The organism is Sulfidibacter corallicola, from assembly GCF_017498545.1.
GTDB classification, from domain to species: Bacteria; Acidobacteriota; Holophagae; order Acanthopleuribacterales; family Acanthopleuribacteraceae; genus Sulfidibacter; species Sulfidibacter corallicola.
In genome coordinates, this window is sequence record NZ_CP071793.1 from 9,356,709 (window position 1) to 9,372,536 (window position 15,828).

9 protein-coding genes are annotated in these 15,828 nt (G+C 59.0%); 7 read left to right on the plus strand and 2 right to left on the minus strand.

Annotated elements, in window-relative coordinates:
- Positions 1-257: 257 nt before the first annotated feature.
- The 3 genes from J3U87_RS28170 to J3U87_RS28180 all read left to right on the plus strand — a co-directional run bounded on the left by J3U87_RS28170 (position 258) and on the right by J3U87_RS28180 (position 6,735).
- Positions 258-3,122 (plus strand): WD40/YVTN/BNR-like repeat-containing protein, encoded by a 2,865-nt coding sequence (locus J3U87_RS28170; RefSeq protein ID WP_237379123.1) that lies wholly within the window; start codon positions 258-260, stop codon positions 3,120-3,122.
- Positions 3,123-3,799: 677 nt separating this feature from the next.
- Positions 3,800-4,363: a tetratricopeptide repeat protein gene (locus J3U87_RS28175; protein ID WP_237379124.1), complete on the plus strand. Its 564-nt coding sequence runs from the start codon at positions 3,800-3,802 to the stop codon at positions 4,361-4,363.
- A 392-nt stretch (positions 4,364-4,755) separates the two neighbouring features.
- The gene (locus J3U87_RS28180) at positions 4,756-6,735 is read left to right on the plus strand and encodes a sialidase family protein (RefSeq protein WP_237379125.1); all 1,980 of its coding nucleotides are present in this window, start codon (positions 4,756-4,758) and stop codon (positions 6,733-6,735) included.
- Between the two features lie 78 nt (positions 6,736-6,813).
- Here J3U87_RS28180 and htpX read toward each other — a convergent pair whose 3' ends face one another.
- A complete protein-coding gene (gene htpX / locus J3U87_RS28185; protein WP_420038329.1) occupies positions 6,814-7,668 on the minus strand; it encodes a protease HtpX in 855 nt (284 codons plus the stop codon).
- A gap of 927 nt (positions 7,669-8,595) precedes the next feature.
- On the opposite strand from htpX, the gene J3U87_RS28190 reads away from it, so the two are divergent.
- From J3U87_RS28190 to J3U87_RS28200, 3 genes are all read left to right on the plus strand, one after another.
- Positions 8,596-9,087, plus strand: a complete 492-nt coding sequence (locus tag J3U87_RS28190; protein WP_237379127.1) for a peroxiredoxin — start codon at positions 8,596-8,598, stop codon at positions 9,085-9,087.
- Between the two features lie 288 nt (positions 9,088-9,375).
- Complete coding sequence (gene folE / locus J3U87_RS28195; RefSeq protein ID WP_237379128.1) at positions 9,376-9,987, plus strand: GTP cyclohydrolase I FolE; 612 nt, start codon at positions 9,376-9,378, stop codon at positions 9,985-9,987.
- A gap of 705 nt (positions 9,988-10,692) precedes the next feature.
- The gene (locus J3U87_RS28200) at positions 10,693-11,952 is read left to right on the plus strand and encodes a cation:proton antiporter (RefSeq protein ID WP_237379129.1); all 1,260 of its coding nucleotides are present in this window, start codon (positions 10,693-10,695) and stop codon (positions 11,950-11,952) included.
- Positions 11,953-12,316: 364 nt separating this feature from the next.
- On the opposite strand, the gene J3U87_RS28205 is transcribed toward J3U87_RS28200, so the two are convergent.
- Positions 12,317-14,221 (minus strand): M20/M25/M40 family metallo-hydrolase, encoded by a 1,905-nt coding sequence (locus J3U87_RS28205; RefSeq protein WP_237379130.1) that lies wholly within the window; start codon positions 14,219-14,221, stop codon positions 12,317-12,319.
- A 701-nt stretch (positions 14,222-14,922) separates the two neighbouring features.
- Between J3U87_RS28205 and J3U87_RS28210 the strand changes: the two genes are divergently transcribed.
- On the plus strand, positions 14,923-15,807 hold the full coding sequence (locus J3U87_RS28210) for a hypothetical protein (protein ID WP_237379131.1): 885 nt from the start codon (positions 14,923-14,925) through the stop codon (positions 15,805-15,807).
- The last annotated feature ends 21 nt before the right edge of the window (positions 15,808-15,828 follow it).

Sequence of the window (15,828 nt, forward strand, 5' to 3'; positions counted from 1 at the left end):
TTTTCGTCTGCGGATGTGCCCGTGGCATCCGAACAAGCCCTCCGCCCAGCGCGGGTCCCATTCGATACGGAACCCCCGCGGGATGCGCCGTGCTGGTCCACGACCGCGGGAAACGTGATAGGCTTGAAGCCGTTTCGCCAGCCCGCAACCTCCGTTGCCCTCCATTGCCTGCGCTTTCGATTCGCGCGCATTGCCGCATGCTCGTTTCCTTCGAGTTCCACTCGAGCTTCATTCGATTAACCCACGAGGAGATCTTCATGTTGCTGCAACTCTGTCTCGCCCTTCTGTTCAGTGGCGAGCTACGCCAAACCACCACGCCGACCCCGGCAGAAGCCCGCCTCGCCAGTTACGAGAAACGCCAGGAACTGGCCGAGGCCTCCCCTTTGGGCGCCTGGCCCTTTCGTTCCGTCGGCCCACGCATCATGGGCGCGCGCATCGTCGACATCATCGGGTTCAGTGACAAACCCGAAACCTATCTCGCCGCCTACGCTTCCGGCGGGCTTTGGCGCACCACCAACAGCGGCACCACCTGGGAACCGCTGTTCGACGACACCCCGAGCATCACCATCGGGGCCATCGCGGTCAACCCCAACGATCCCAACGAGATCTGGGTCGGTACCGGCGAGCACAACTCCAGCCGCAGCTCCTACGCCGGCACCGGGATCCATCTGACCCGCGACGGCGGCCGGACCTGGACCAACATGGGCCTGCACGACAGCCATCACATCAGCCGAATCATCGTCCATCCCGCCGATCCGAACACCCTGTACGTGGCCGTGATCGGTCACCTCTACAGCACCAACGAGGAGCGCGGCCTGTTTCGATCGCGCGACAAGGGAAAAACCTGGAAAAAAATTCTCTATATCGACGAGAAGACCGGGGTCATCGATGTGGAAATGGATCCCACCGATCCCAAACGGCTGTACGCCGCCGCATGGCAGCGTCACCGCCTGGCCTGGGACTTCACGGAGGCCGGCGAGGGATCCGGGCTCTACATCAGCGAAGACGGCGGCGATTCGTGGAAAGAACAGGTCACCGGTCTTCCCAAGGGCGAGCACATGGGCCGCATCGGCCTTTCGATCTCGAAAGCGAACCCCTCGGTGATCTACGCCTGCGTCGACAATCAGGGCACCTACACCAGTCCCGAACCGGATCCCCGGCCGCTCACCAAAAAGAAGCTGGCGACCATGGACAAGGAGGCCTTCCTGGCCCTTGACGACAAGGTCATCTCCGATTTCCTGCGCCAGAACGAGTACCATCGCGACATCACCGTCGAACGCCTGCGCGAACAACTCATGGCCGGTCAGCTCGAAGTGGCCGACCTGCACGGCTACCTCTACGACGGGAACTCGGCCCTGTTCGACCGCGAGGTCTACGGCGTCGAGGTCTACCGCTCCAACGACCGCGGCCTGAGCTGGACCAAGACCCACGAGAAACCGATTCCCGACTTCGCCTGGAGCTACGGCTACTATTTCGGTCTGATCGAGGCCGATCCCGTCGACGTGAACACCTTCTACGTCGGGGCCGTCCCCCTTCTGAAGAGCACCGACGGCGGCAAGACGTTCACCAACATCATGCGCTCCAACGTGCACGTGGATCACCACGCCCTCTGGATCGATCCCAAGAAGCCGAATCACCTGGTGCTCGGCAACGACGGCGGCATCAACATGAGCTGGGACGCCGGACGCGAGTGGCAACGGTTCAACTACCAGGCCGTGGGCCAGTTCTACACCGTAGCCTACGACATGGCCACGCCCTACAACATCTATGGCGGGCTGCAGGACAACGGCGTCTGGTTCGGGTCCAGCTCGGCCCAGGGTCGTTACGACGATCAATGGAACCACATGCACAGCGGCGACGGCGCCTTCGTCCAGGTCGATCCCCGCGACAACACGACGGTGTACAGCGGTTACCAGTTCGGTCACTACTACCGAACCAATCGCCAGACCGGCGAGCGGATCACCATCTTTCCCCGCCATCAACTCAAGGAAAAACCGCTGCGATACAACTGGATGACGCCGCTGGTGCTTTCAAGCCACCATCCCGACATCCTCTACATGGGCGCCAACCGGGTGCTGCGCTCGATGGACATGGGCGAAACCTGGGAACCGATCAGCGACGACCTGACCACCGACCCACAAGGCGTCGGCGACGTCCCCTTCGGCACCCTCACCTGCCTGCGCGAGTCACCGCACACCTTCGGCACGCTCTACGCCGGCAGCGACGACGGACGCCTGTGGGTCACGCGCGGCACCACCTGGACCGAAATCGGGGCGGATATGACCCAAGGCCTGTGGGTCAGCTCGATCGAGACCTCGCCTCACGAGGAAGGCGGCGTGTTCGTCACCCTGACGGGCTACCGCAACGACGATTTCAAGACCTACGTCTTCGCCTCCGACGACTTCGGCGCCACCTGGCGCGACATGCGCGGCAACCTGCCCGACGAACCCTGCAACGTCATCCGCCAGGACCCCAAGAACGACAAGGTGTTCTATCTCGGTACGGATGTGGGCTTCTGGATCACCTTCGACGGCGGCAACAACTGGTATCCCCACCATCAGGACATGCCGAAGGTGCCGGTCTACGCCATGGAAATCCACCCTCGCGAACACGAACTGATCGTGGCCACCCACGGCCGTTCGATCTTCGTGCTGGATCTGGAGCCGACCCAATTCCTCACCGAAGACAACCTGGCCAAGGGCCTGTTCGTGCACGATCCGCCACCGATCCCTTTCTCACGGGGCTGGGGCCAGAAGATGTGGCCCTGGGACTACGCGGGCGAGAAACCGGATCACCTGACACTGACCTTCCTCGCCAGCGAACCGGGAACCGTGGGCGTGGTCATCACGCGGGACGGCGAGAAGGTACACGAACGGGAAGTCCAGGCCACGCGCGGCATCAACTACCTGGATTGGGATTTCCAGGTCACGCCCCAACAGGCCGGGAAAACCACCAAACGCAAGAAAAAGAAATCCAAGAAAGCGGCCGCCGACCAACCGGATGTTCACTTCCACGTGGGCGCCAACGGATCGAGCTACGCAATCGCGGGTGAATACAAGATCGAACTGCGCCGCGGTGACGAGGCAACCTTCACGACCCTGGTCATCACACCCGGATCCTGATCCGGTCGGCTCGGGATCGACGAAAACCCACTGGGTGTTTTCGTCGATCCGCCTCGACGGGGCAGGAAAAGGAAACTCCCGGCATCCTTCGCCAAACTATCCGGGTCGTTCTTGGTCAGCAGGAAAGAACTGTCCACGAATCACACGGATGACACGAATATGCATTCGTTCGAGCATGTCGACCCAAGGGTCCTTTGGCGGTGCTTGAATGGTAAGTATCTTAATTTCTTTGTATTAAACTCGATTTATCTCTGGAAGAGGAAGGGTACAGAATCCCAGGATGATTCCTGATTCGTGTCGATCTGGGTCATTCGTGGACAAGAATGGAACCTCTCGGTGGAGCCACACCGTTGGAGTGGCTTCAACCAGCGTTGTCGTGTCTTTCGTGGCCAAAACACCAAAGGGTCCCCATAGTACCGCCGGTCCTTCAAAACAAGCGAGAATGCGGGATCCGGGGATGCTTTTTTTATGCGTGTCAATCGGTGTGATTCGCGAACGGGCCTTTTTTTGGCCAGAGATGGGTCCAACGTTTCCCGCGCAAGAAACCGGCGTTCCAATCCCACACCGATCGGCCAAAGCGCTTTACTGCGGCGGCCGTCGGGTATAACATTTTTGCAGATTCACCGATTTTCAGAAACTCCGACACCATCGACCACTTCGGTCTTCAGGGAGGCATTGTGACCAGCCAAGTAACCGCCCTGATCGAAAAGGCACGCGCGGCGCGACGAAACGACCGCTTGGACGAAGCTCGGCATGCCGCATGGCAGGCACTGGAGGCGGCGAAAGCCAACGCGGACGGACCGGGTATCTCGTCCGCGCAAGCGATGCTGGGCCAAGTCGCACGGGATTGCGGCGACGCGCCGGAAGCGATTTCATGGTACACCGCTGCCGCCGAAGGTTGCAGGCAGCGAAACGCGACCCGATCACTGGCGCACGCGCTGCGTCATATCGGCGACATCCATCTGGATCTGCAGCAACTGGAAAAGGCCGAACCCCTCTACGAGGAAGCCCTGCAAATCTATCGAACCCAGGACGACCTCTCGCCACTCGAGCTGGCCAACGCGATCCGCAGCGTGGCCCTGCTCAAAAGCCAACAAAACGAGCGTGCTTCGGCGATCGACCTGTGGCGGGAAGCCCGGTCACTCTACGAGGCCACCGGCATCCAACCCGGCGTGGAGGAATGCTCGGACTGGCTGCACCGCCTCGATGGGCGGGAGGATCGCCAACCCGATCCATCCTGATTTCATCGAATTCAGGTCAGAATTCACCAAAACGAGACGCGTGAACGAAACGATAATAAAAGGCACCTCTCCCCCATCGCCGAAAGCCACGACGAAGGATTGCACTCACTCGATGGAACGCTAAATGACCTGAATGCCAACGCCCTCACGACAAAAACGACAGGCCCGACCAAGAAAGTTGGGCAGGCCTAGAAGAGGAGTAGGGCTATTTTTATGGTCCTGCGTATTCGGATTTCATAGTTGACCGTGAGCATCATTATGGACGAGGTAAGGTGATGAACATGTACAAAACGTCGGTTGCCAAGACCGCTTTGGTATTTTGTATAATCGGATTTACCACCCTGGCTTGGACTCAATCAGGCGATTTAAATCGTCTGGGATCCGACCCAAGAGTGGATTACAACCGTCTCTATGCCGATTCCGTGGCGGCAAGCATTCCATGGGACGATCGCAACCTAGGCTTGACCAAGGAACAGTTGGACAAGCTGCCCCCCAAAGACTTCGAAGACCGACAGAACATCCCGATCTTCTATCGCGTGGAGCTGCGCGAAAACAACCCGCAGCTCCTCAAGGCGGGTAAGTGCCAATACCCGCGATCCGGCGCCGAACGGTTCCAGTTGATTTACGGCGGCTTCATTCAGGATGGGAAACGGGTTCTCGAACGGAAAAAGGGCTCGGACATCAACCTGGGCAATGAAGTCGGCGTCTCTTCGCCGGAATACGCCGCCGAAACGGCGATCGCCATCAACCCCGTCAACGACAGCCTGGTGATCGCCGGCGCCAACGGCAACGGCGGGCAATGGCACTACTACTCGAACGACGGCGGCGCGACCTGGACCCCCAGCGGCGGGGCCAACCCGATCGCCGACTCCTGCTGTGACCCGACCATGGCCTGGTCGCCCGACGGCACCCTCGCCTACGGCGTCACGCTCGGGGCCGCAGGCGGTGTCTGGTTCTACCGCAGTACGGACAACGGCATGAACTGGACGCGTACGGCCACCATCTCTTCTTCCGGTGCGGACGACAAGGAATACATTCACGTGGATCACTACAATTGCGGTACGAACCCGAATTGCGGCAACATCTACGTGAGCTGGCACCAGGGCAACGTCATGCGCCTGGCCCGTTCGGTCGACAACGGCCAGAACTTCAGCATCTTCGTGCACAACGATTCGGGCAACGCGATCGGCTCGGACGTGACGTCCGATGCCTCGGGTCACGTCTATCACTTCTGGCCGGAAACCAGCGGCACCATCTACTACGCCAAATCGACGGACGGCGGGGCCAATTTCGGTTCCAAGATCTCGGTTGCGAACACCAACGCCCAGTTCGAATACCCGATCCCGGCCATGGACAGTCGCAACGTGTTCGTCTACGTCTCGGCGACCACCGACCTGACGGGCGGTACCTATCACGACCGCATCTACGCCTGCTGGAGCGATCACGACAACGCCTCCACCGGTTCCGCCACCAACAACCATTCCAAAATCGTGGTGGCCCGGTCCGCCGACAGCGGCCAGAGCTGGCAGTTCTCGTCGCCGCACGAAACGAACGACATCCAGACCGTGGATCGCTTCAATCCCTGGATGGAAGTGGACGGCAACGGCTACCTTCACGTGGTGTACTACGACACGCGCAACGACGCCCAACGCCGCAACCCGGACATGTACCACAGCATTTCCAAGGACGGCGGCCAGACGTTCGAGACACCCACCCGCATCACGTCGGTCAGCTCCAACTATTTCGACGACGGCTTTCAGTGGGGCGACTACAACGGCATGGCCATCGTCGGCAACGAGGTGCGACCCATCTGGACCGACAACCGCCCCGGCGGCAGCACCCTCGCCTATACCCGTGAAATCAACGTGATCTCCGACGACACCGGCGATTTCAGCTTGGAAGGCGGAAACAACACGACCCAAAACATTTGCCGCGGCGGTTCGCTGGATCCGGTGCAAATCACGGTCGGCGCCATCGATGGCTTCAACGATCCGGTGACCTTCGCCTTCGATCCCAGTCCGCTGCCCACCGGGTTCAGCGGTGCCATCGAAAACCAACCGCTCACCCCGCCCGGCACGGTCACGGTCACCATGAACACGACCGAAGCGGCGGCACTCGGCGCCACCGCGATTCGCGTCGTCGGCACTTCGGGAAGCCTGACCCACGACATTACGCTGAACCTGACCGTCCTGGCCGGCTTCACCGAATTCCGCCACCTCTGGCGCGACGCCAACAACTTCGACAGCCGTTTCGACCTCGATGGCAACGGCGTCATCGACGTGCTGGATTTCGTCGATGCGACCAACTGCAACCAGGTTCCCTCCTTCGACAAGGAAGAGGACCCTCTCTCGGACGCGGCGGATCTTCCCTGATCCCCTCGACGACACCGTTAAAAAAGCGGACCTCTCGGGGTCCGCTTCGTTTTATTTAAACATCTAGGATTCAGTGGATTACATCGCGTTCAAGCGGGCGATGCGGTCATCCAGCGAAGGGTGCGTCGCCCACAGGGAAACGCGCTTGGGACTGCTGATTTTCTGCAGCGCCATGGCCGCCGATTCCCGTCCGTAGGGCCTGACGTTCTTGAGACTGGCCAGGGCATTGGCCATGGAACGATTGCTGGTCAATCGCGCGGCGCCTTCATCGGCCCGATACTCGCGCCAACGGCTGAAGGCGGCGATGGGGATGTAGGCCAGCATCATGAATACCGACTCCAGGACCATGACCACGATGATGTAACCGAAGAAGCCCAGACCGCCCTCGTCGTCGTCCCCACTCAGGAACGAATCGATCCCGATGGCCACGATGCGCGCGAAGAACATGACGAATGCGTTGGCGACTCCGGTCAGGAGCGCCATGGTGACCATGTCTCCGTTGGCCACGTGCGATACCTCGTGGGCCGCCACGGCTTCCACTTCCGCATCGCGCATTTGGTCCAGCAGGCCCGTCGAGAAAGCCACGAGCGAACTGCTCTTCGAGGGACCAGTGGCGAACGCGTTCGGTTCGGGCGAGTGATAGACACCCACTTCGGGGACCGGGATGCCGGCCTCGCGAGCGAGACGCGCCACCATGCGCTGCAGGGGATCGCCCTCGGGCAGGATTTCGATGTTGTAGGCCCTTTTCGCCGCCCAGCGGCTGATGAACAGGGAAATCATGGCGCCACTGATGCCGAAAATGCCGCAAAAGATGGCGAGACCCGTCGTGTTTTGTAAACGAATGCCGAACATCGGCAGGACGATATTGAGGATCAGGGAAACGGTGATCACGACCAGGAGGTTTGTCAAGAAAAACAACCCGACTCGTTTCAGCATAATGTGGTGTCCTCCAAGAGATGAGCAACTTGTACGAAAATGTTCCTGGGAGCCATTCTCCCTCGTTTCCGGGGATAAACGAAAGAGGCAACTGCATTGTTCCAGGATCATAGCGCTTTTTACCAAATTTTGTCACGATTCTTTCCAGATCCCACCCAAAACGCACGCCTTCTCTCAAGTAGTTAATTACAAACTGTTTAATCTATAAAAGAAAACACACCGCAAAATAGACTTGACGAGGCCACCGCGTATTGTCTAGCCAATATCAAACATCGATGCCCCGGGCCCCGGTCTCTCGCTCCCAGGCCTTGTTCCCAGGAACGGGAGGCTCCCTCCGTAGCTTGCAGACAGCTTAATGGGCACGATCTCGAGTCTCGTTCGAAAATGAGTCGCCAAGCGATTGGACGAATTTCTACTGCCGATACCGATTCGCATTGGGGTCCCTGCCGATTTTGAGGAGCCGCTCCAAAAAAGACTGTTTCTGGACGGGCACTACGCTATAAATAGGGGATCTTTTGACAACCGTGTTCAGACCCAAGTCGAGCGATCCTCGGCGGCGCACTCGAGCGGCCGAACCCGCACAATCCACTGGGCTGCAACGCATCGTGAAAATGCTCGAGCGGGAGGCCCCCTCCTTTCCAAGCACGCCCCGGAAGGCTGGACCCGCGCATTTCCCAACGCGTTTCGCTTCAGTATATTGGGCGGGATTCGGTTATCCGGTTGCATCCACCCGAATCACACACTTCGGGCCGGACACCCGAACGAGCCCGCCACAAGGCTCCGTATTCGGTCAGGTGCCCCGATTCGTGGCCCCCGGCACGCCGATGTACAGCCGGACGGTCGATCGATCTATTCTTCGGATCGGAAAAACGTCACCGCTCTTTTCTTCGCCCTTTCACAAAACAAGTACAAGAAGGAGTCCCCATGAACGAACCATTGATCGGCACACAACTCCCCGAGCTCCAGCTTTCCCACTCGCAAGGCGGAACCTTGAATTTGCCGCAAGATTTGAAAGGAAAATGGACCGTTCTCTACTTCTATCCCAAAGACGACACGCCTGGCTGCACCAAACAGGCCTGCAGCTATCGCGACAGCATCGAGGATTTTTCCAAGGCGGATATCACCGTCTACGGGGTGAGCATGGACGACCTGGATTCACACGCCGCCTTCCGAGACAAGTTCCAGCTCAATTTCCCGTTGATCGCAGATACGGGCGGCGAGCTGAGCACGGCACTCGGCGTGTACGGCGACCAAGAATGGGCCGGCAAGGTATTCAAGGGGTTGTCCCGCGACAGCTTCGTCATCGATCCGGAAGGCATCATCCGCAAGATCTGGCGTAAAGTCAATCCCACCACCACCATGGCGAGCACCTACGAGGCCGTGCAGGAACTGAAGCAGGCTTCTGCCGCAAGCTGACACCTGCACGCGAAAATCCGCATATAGGGGTTTCGATGCGCCCGACGAGCGGCATCGAAACCCCAGCGGATTTCAGGCCCTCAACCCTGGAAACATCCTGGACAATAGTTCGACCCGACAACCGACCCATCACGAGATCCGGAGACTGCTCGCGGCGAAAATTCGCAAGAATCGACGGCCAAAGGTCGATTTTCTCGGGTTCCGAGTTACAATAGGCCCCTTATTCGAATCGCCGACCCGGAATCGACGTGATCCACAGGCTCCGGGTGGGTTAGCAAGGAGCCCAGTTTGTCGAACAAGAACGATACGGAACGTCGCGAGGCCAGTCAGCAAGACGTTCGCGAAGCCGTGAAAACGATCCTGACCTACATCGGCGAAAACCCGGACCGCGAGGGTTTGCTGGAAACGCCCGATCGCATTTTGCGGAGTTTCGAAGATTTGTACAGCGGATACGCCATCAAACCGGAATCCGTACTCAAGACCTTCAAGGACGGCAGCGAGGAGGTCGACGAAATGATCCTCCAACGCAACATCCCCTTTTTCTCCATGTGTGAGCACCATATGCTGCCATTTTTCGGAGTCGCGCACGTGGCCTACGTTCCGGAATCACGGATTGTGGGCCTTTCCAAACTGGCTCGATTGGTGGAGGTTTTCGCTCGTCGCCTCCAGGTGCAGGAGCGCATGACGACCCAAATTACCGGTTCCCTGATGCGAACCCTCAGCCCACGCGGCGCCGCCTGTGTCATTCAGGCTTCCCATTTGTGCATGTTTCAGCGGGGCATCAAAAAGCACCATAGCGATACCATCACTAGTTCGCTGAAAGGCTGCTTCCGCAATGCGGAGACGCGCGCCGAATTCCTGGAACTCATCAAACTGGACGGCATTCACACGATCATCTGATCCAAAAGAAACCTGGAACCCAGTCATCCGGGTCGCGCCGCGTGGCGGCCCGGAGCGGGACCGGTTTCAGTCGATGCCGGCCATGAACCGTCCCATGTAAGACCCGAAGATAAAGGTAAAAAACCCAACAGGCGAGAATTACGCACATGTCGCCAAATATGTCTGCCCGACTCCCTCGGCGGGTCCGACACATACTTCGGCGACCCCCCTCCGCGAATGCGGGCCTTCCAAGGCGATTCGCTTTGATTCGTTTCTCTCTCGAGACCCTGCCTTGGCCCGAGCAGTGACGCGGCGTTGAACTTCCACAGCCACATCCGATCGGGATCGACGAACTGCCTTTGGGTTCAGGGCGAGATCCTCCCGATTCGATGCTTTCACAAGGCGCCCGACCCCCTCGATCGCCGTCGCCAAGGTGGACAGAGCCTGCTTCGATCGCCAATTCCCGCTAAACCGGACCGCTGGGCACAGGGGTTCATCGAGACAACGAGCCCACACCCGAATGGTTCCCCCAAAACAGTCTGAACATGGCATACTGGCGCTACCCATTCCAACACTCGGTCATCAAGCGGCGCCGGCTCCGGGATCTTTTCGCATGGCGTCGGGAATCGCGACGCCCGCTTCGGCGTTGCCCCATGAAACCTGCCCGCAACCGGAAACGACGCTATCTCCATTTCGGGAAGTACGCGATCGAAGAGGGATTCTCTCATGGAACACCTTTCCTTTTTTGCCGTTGCCTTGTTCATTCTGGCCTTCGGAGCCATTTCCCGACGGATTGAAACCACGGCCATCACGCCGCCCATGTTGTTCGTGCTCTTCGGCTATTTGATCGGGCCGGGCGCCTTGAACCTGATCCACATGGAGAAGGATCACCACTTGATCCACCTCCTGGCCGAATTGACTCTCGTCCTGGTCCTGTTCACCGATGCGTCGCGCATCGATGTGACCCGGCTGCGGAAGGAACACGACATTCCCGTTCGCATGCTCGCGCTGGGCCTACCGATGTGCATGCTGTTCGGCGCCCTGGTGGCCCTGCCACTCTTCCCCGAACTGGACTTCTGGAACGCGATGGTGCTTGCGATCGTCCTCGCGCCGACCGATGCGGCGCTCGGCCAGGCGGTGGTCAGCAGCGAACGGGTGCCGATCCGGATCCGCCAGGCCCTGAATGTGGAAAGTGGCCTGAACGACGGCTTCGCCCTTCCGGTGCTTTTGTTCTTCCTTTGCCTCGCGATGCACGTGGAAAGCGGTCACGACAACAATTTTCTCAAACTCGCCTTCCTGCAGCTCACCCTGGGACCGATCGCCGGCATCGCGATCGGATACCTGGGCGGGAAACTGGTCGACTGGGGTCACCACAGCGGCTGGATGAGCCACGCCTTCATCGGGCTCTCGTCCCTGGGTTTGGCCCTACTTTCGTTCGCCGGGGCGGAACTGATCGGCGGCAACGGATTCATCGCCGCATTCTGCGCGGGTGCCGCCTTGGGCAACACGCTGCGCGAACCGTGCGAGGCCTTGGTCGAGTTCGGCGAAGCCGAGGGTCAGTTGCTCACCCTCTTGACCTTCCTTTTCTTCGGGGCGCTGATGGTTCCGCCGGCGCTTCCCCACATCGATCTGCAAACGGTCGTGTATGCCGTGCTCAGCCTGACCGCGATTCGCATGATCCCCACCATGATCTCACTCTGGGGGATGAAACTCAGGCCGGCGACCATCGGCTTCCTGGGCTGGTTCGGACCCCGCGGCGTCGCCTCGATCATTTACGGGTTGTTGCTATTGGAAGAAGCCGAACTCCAGCATCGCCACATGCTTTTCAATGTCACGGTCATCGTCGTTCTGGTCAGCGTCATCGCCCACGGGCTCAGCGCCTGGCCGGGCGTGCAATGGTACGGAGGCCATATCGAACAGGGCCCGCAGGCCGCGGAACACAAAACCGTCCACCACATTCCGTTCCGCCTGGGCAACAAGAAATAAGGGGTTCGGAAGGCGATATCGCGGCCTTCGGTTTTGGTCACCGGCATCTCGATGAAGGCCAACCCTTGGTGCGCTCGAATATCCGAGCGGGTGTCCGATATTGGAAGTGCGGTTGGGTGCAGGCTCGGGCTCGTTTATGTATTCATTATTATATGAAGCTCCGGATTACCGCCTTCGCACCATCCACTGCGAGCCCGCCTCTCTCGATATCATGACCTTCGCTGAATGTGAAAAATCCAAAGTGATTCGGTTTGGTTTCTTTTTCGGGACAGTGGGCCGGCCTCCTTTGATCCGACCCAAAAAAGGGCGCGTGCCGCGATCGAAATCACGGACACGCGCCCATCTGAAGGCTGGAAAAGGACGGTTAATTACCGGGCCGTGTGTAGGAAACCGTCAGGTCGTACACCGCGGCCGTGTAGCCGCGCACCATGACGTAGGCCTGCGTGACACCGCTCGGGACCGTATCGGTGCAGGTCTCGTTCGAGCCGTTGCGATAGGGACGGCAATCGTAGGAACCGGTAGTCGGCGCGGCACCGAAGCGCACGTAGATGTCCGCATCGCCGTTGTCGCTGCCGGTAGGCGCGATGACGGCCGAAAACTCGGTTCCGGGCACCACGTTGAAGGGCCCGTAGTTGTCGTTGACACCACGCGCCACGCTGTTGTTGTCGAAATTCTCGGTGACCGGCTCGTCGCCGCCGGGGGGATCGCCCCCACCGCCGTCACCCTTGGTGTAGGTGACCGCGAGGTCGTAGGTCGCCGAAGTGTAGCCCCGCACCATGACGTAGGCCTCGGTCACGCCGTTGGGCACGTTCTGGGTGCAGGTTTCGCTGGAACCGTTCAGGTACGGCCGACAATCGTAGGAGCTGGTGGTCGGGGCGCCACCGAAACGCACGTAGAGATCGGCATCGCCCGTGCCCGTGATCTGGGCGCGAAACTCGGTGCCGGCCTTGACCTGGAAGGGACCGTAGTGATCCATTTCGCTCCGTGCCAGGCTGCCGCTGAAGTTCTCCGTGACCGGATCGTCGCCACCCGGAGGATCGCCGGGACCGGACAGATCGCCCTTACCCAGCTCGGCGATGAAGGCGGCCCCCATCTTGGCGAATTTGAAGGCGTGCGAGGCATCGCCGCCGGCGTTGGCCAGGGTGTCGTTGGCGGTGTGGATACGCGAGTTATGATCGCCCATCTGCGCTTCGAACGGCATGGAGGCCGGAAAGCCGTTGTTCGTCCAGGAGGCGTGATCGGAGCAGGCGTAACCGCAGGCATCGGTGCCCCAGGGCACGCCGACGTAGGTGTCGATCAAGCTGGAAACGAAGTTGTTCAGTGCGGTGTTGGTGTAGTCGGTCATCAGCACGATATCGTTTTGCGAACCCTTGTAGGCCGTCATGTCCAACTGCATGACCCCGACCACGTTCGTGTTGTTGCTGCTGAACGAACTGGCGATGGCCCCGGATCCCCGCAGACCCACTTCTTCAGCCGCGTAGGCCATGAACTTGATGGTGCGGCGCGGCTTGAAGTCGTTCACCATCGCCGTCCGAATGATCTCCGAGATGGTCGCGATACCCGAGGCATCGTCATCCGCCCCCGGTGCCCGACCCGAGCCGCCGAATCCGGCGATCGAATCGGCATGGCCGCCCACGACCACCACTTCGTTGGGAAGATCGGAACCCTCCAGCGTGAAGATCAGGCTGGGTTGCTGCCAACTATGGCTGTAAAACTCCACCGTGACGTCGGCACGCCCGTTCGCGTAGCTCTCCCACAATTCCTTGAGCCAGTTCATGGCGTCCACACTGGTTTGGGTGGTGTAGTAGCGGGTGTGGTAGTCCGAAAGATGGATGATGGTGTCTTCGATCTTGGTCTCCTGAAGATCTTCCAACAGGGCCTGGACCACCGCGGGGTTGTCGATCGAATAGTCGGCGAACATCATGTTCATGCCGCGTTCGATTTTGGGATTGTCGAGCGCCTTCAACGCGGCTTCACGGGTCTCGTGAACGATGTAACCGCCACAGCGCTTGTGTTCGTGGTGAATGGCCTGGCTGAGTTCCATCACGTGGCGCGAGGGAATCAGGGCGACCGCCACGTCGCCGTCGGTCTTGAACAGGTGCGTCTTGGCGTTCCAGCCTCTTTTACTCAGGGTTTCGGTCAGGGTCCCTAATTTTTCGTTACCGATAGTGATCCACACCGACCCTTCCTGGGTCGCGAGATCACCGGCAGCCAGCGGTGCCAGCAGACATAGCGCTGCCAGGCACACCGTCAACAGGTGGTTCTTCACGTTGTTCTCTCCTCATTAGAAAACGAAATGTGACATCGAGAAATGGAAGGACACACGAATCGGCCCACGGCACGTCACGACTTCCCCTCCACCATCCCGCGAAGCCAAAAAAACGACAAAATGAAATGATGAACGTGCGGTGCGGGAGAACGAGGAAAAGCCGGCAACCAAACCCAGCGGGGAAAAGCAGCGACCAAGAACCAGATTCGAGAATGTAAGCACGTTAGCATAAAAGAAAACATCGTGAAAAAAATTTGTAAAATAGTTTTACATTAATCACGAAATGCCAATGATTATTAGGTCGTGCACGCCGCGAAGAAAGGTTCCAATTGAGGAGCGTTTCCCAAATAGAGACAACGGCGGATGGACATCGCGAAAACACCGATGGATAACCACCCGAATCAGTCGTCAAATTCACGCATTTCAAACCCTACCATCTCAACAAAAACCTGTCTTCCCAAGGGATTGTCGTAATTCGTCTCGCATTTAAAAACAAATTGAGATGAAAGGGTTGCGTCTATGCCAAAGTGCGGCTATGGTAGGTGCTGAAAACGGTGTCGTAAAGATTTTTAGACAACTTTCAAAGTCTCGAATTGGCTTGAAACACTAGGACTGCGACGCACATCGAAGGTAACCCATTCGGTTCGTCGCGCGCTGAGAGACGGCACCTGCAGGTTTCGCTTGATGAGGGTTTTGAGGCAATGTACCTAGGCGTACTGATATCAATCTGGGTTCACTGGTTCCCACAAGCCATCAAAGATCCACTGGTCTTTTGGAAACCCATTCCCGTCGATCAATTGGAAGGTGGTCGCCTGGTCGCCACCGATTTCAACTTTTCCATTCGCGCACCCGGCCCCAGTTGGCAATGGTTGCAGGCCGACGCCAGTGGTGGCCGTACCTTCGCCACCTTTGACACCAGCGGCACGCGCTATTGGATCAAGGCTCAGAAGAGTCCCTGCCAGGTCGATGACGAGCAAGCGCTGGAGCGTTGGCTGAAGCAACACGCCAAATCCATCGCCAATCCCCAGGCCGAGCTCGCCAATCTGGTCTACCGCAAGCAGAACCTGCCGGAAAAGAACACCTATCGGGTCGCCGTGGAGGAGATTCTGCCCAATGGCGAGCGCCAGGCGATTCACGCCTATTTCATTACGGGTCCCTATTGCTACAGCCTCTACACCCGAATGCCGACGAGCCATTCGCCGCAGAACTTCGACAACTTCGCGGCCTCGTTCCGGGAACAGGAACAGCCGATCGAATTGGCGCCACGATCCGCGATCTGGAGCCTGTTGACCCTGCTCAACCTGTGCATCGTGGCGGCAAGTACCTTCATGGGTAAGGGCATCAACGCCTTCACCGGCAAACCCACGGTCAACGGCGCCAAGATCGGCGGCCTGTTGGTCGTGCTGATCTTGGCCGGTCAGGCTCCCCAACTGTGGGATTGGATCGGTGTCCCGCTTTCCGAATTGGCGGGTGGCGACAGCCGGATCAGTACCGTCATGGCTTCGGGCCTCCTGCCGCTGACTTGGTCGTTCTACCTGTCCCGCAAGTACACCGAACGGAAGCTGCGTTTTCTGGGCCGAATTTAGAAGGGCGCCCATCCAGCAATG

What these genes read in the sequence shown, in the direction of transcription:
- J3U87_RS28170 (WP_237379123.1), top strand. Translation starts at nt 258, where the DNA reads ATGTTGCTGCAACTCTGTCTCGCCCTTCTGTTCAGTGGCGAGCTACGC.
- J3U87_RS28200 (WP_237379129.1), top strand. Translation starts at nt 10,693, where the DNA reads ATGGAACACCTTTCCTTTTTTGCCGTTGCCTTGTTCATTCTGGCCTTC.
- J3U87_RS28190 (WP_237379127.1), top strand. Translation starts at nt 8,596, where the DNA reads ATGAACGAACCATTGATCGGCACACAACTCCCCGAGCTCCAGCTTTCC.
- J3U87_RS28210 (WP_237379131.1), top strand. Translation starts at nt 14,923, where the DNA reads ATGTACCTAGGCGTACTGATATCAATCTGGGTTCACTGGTTCCCACAA.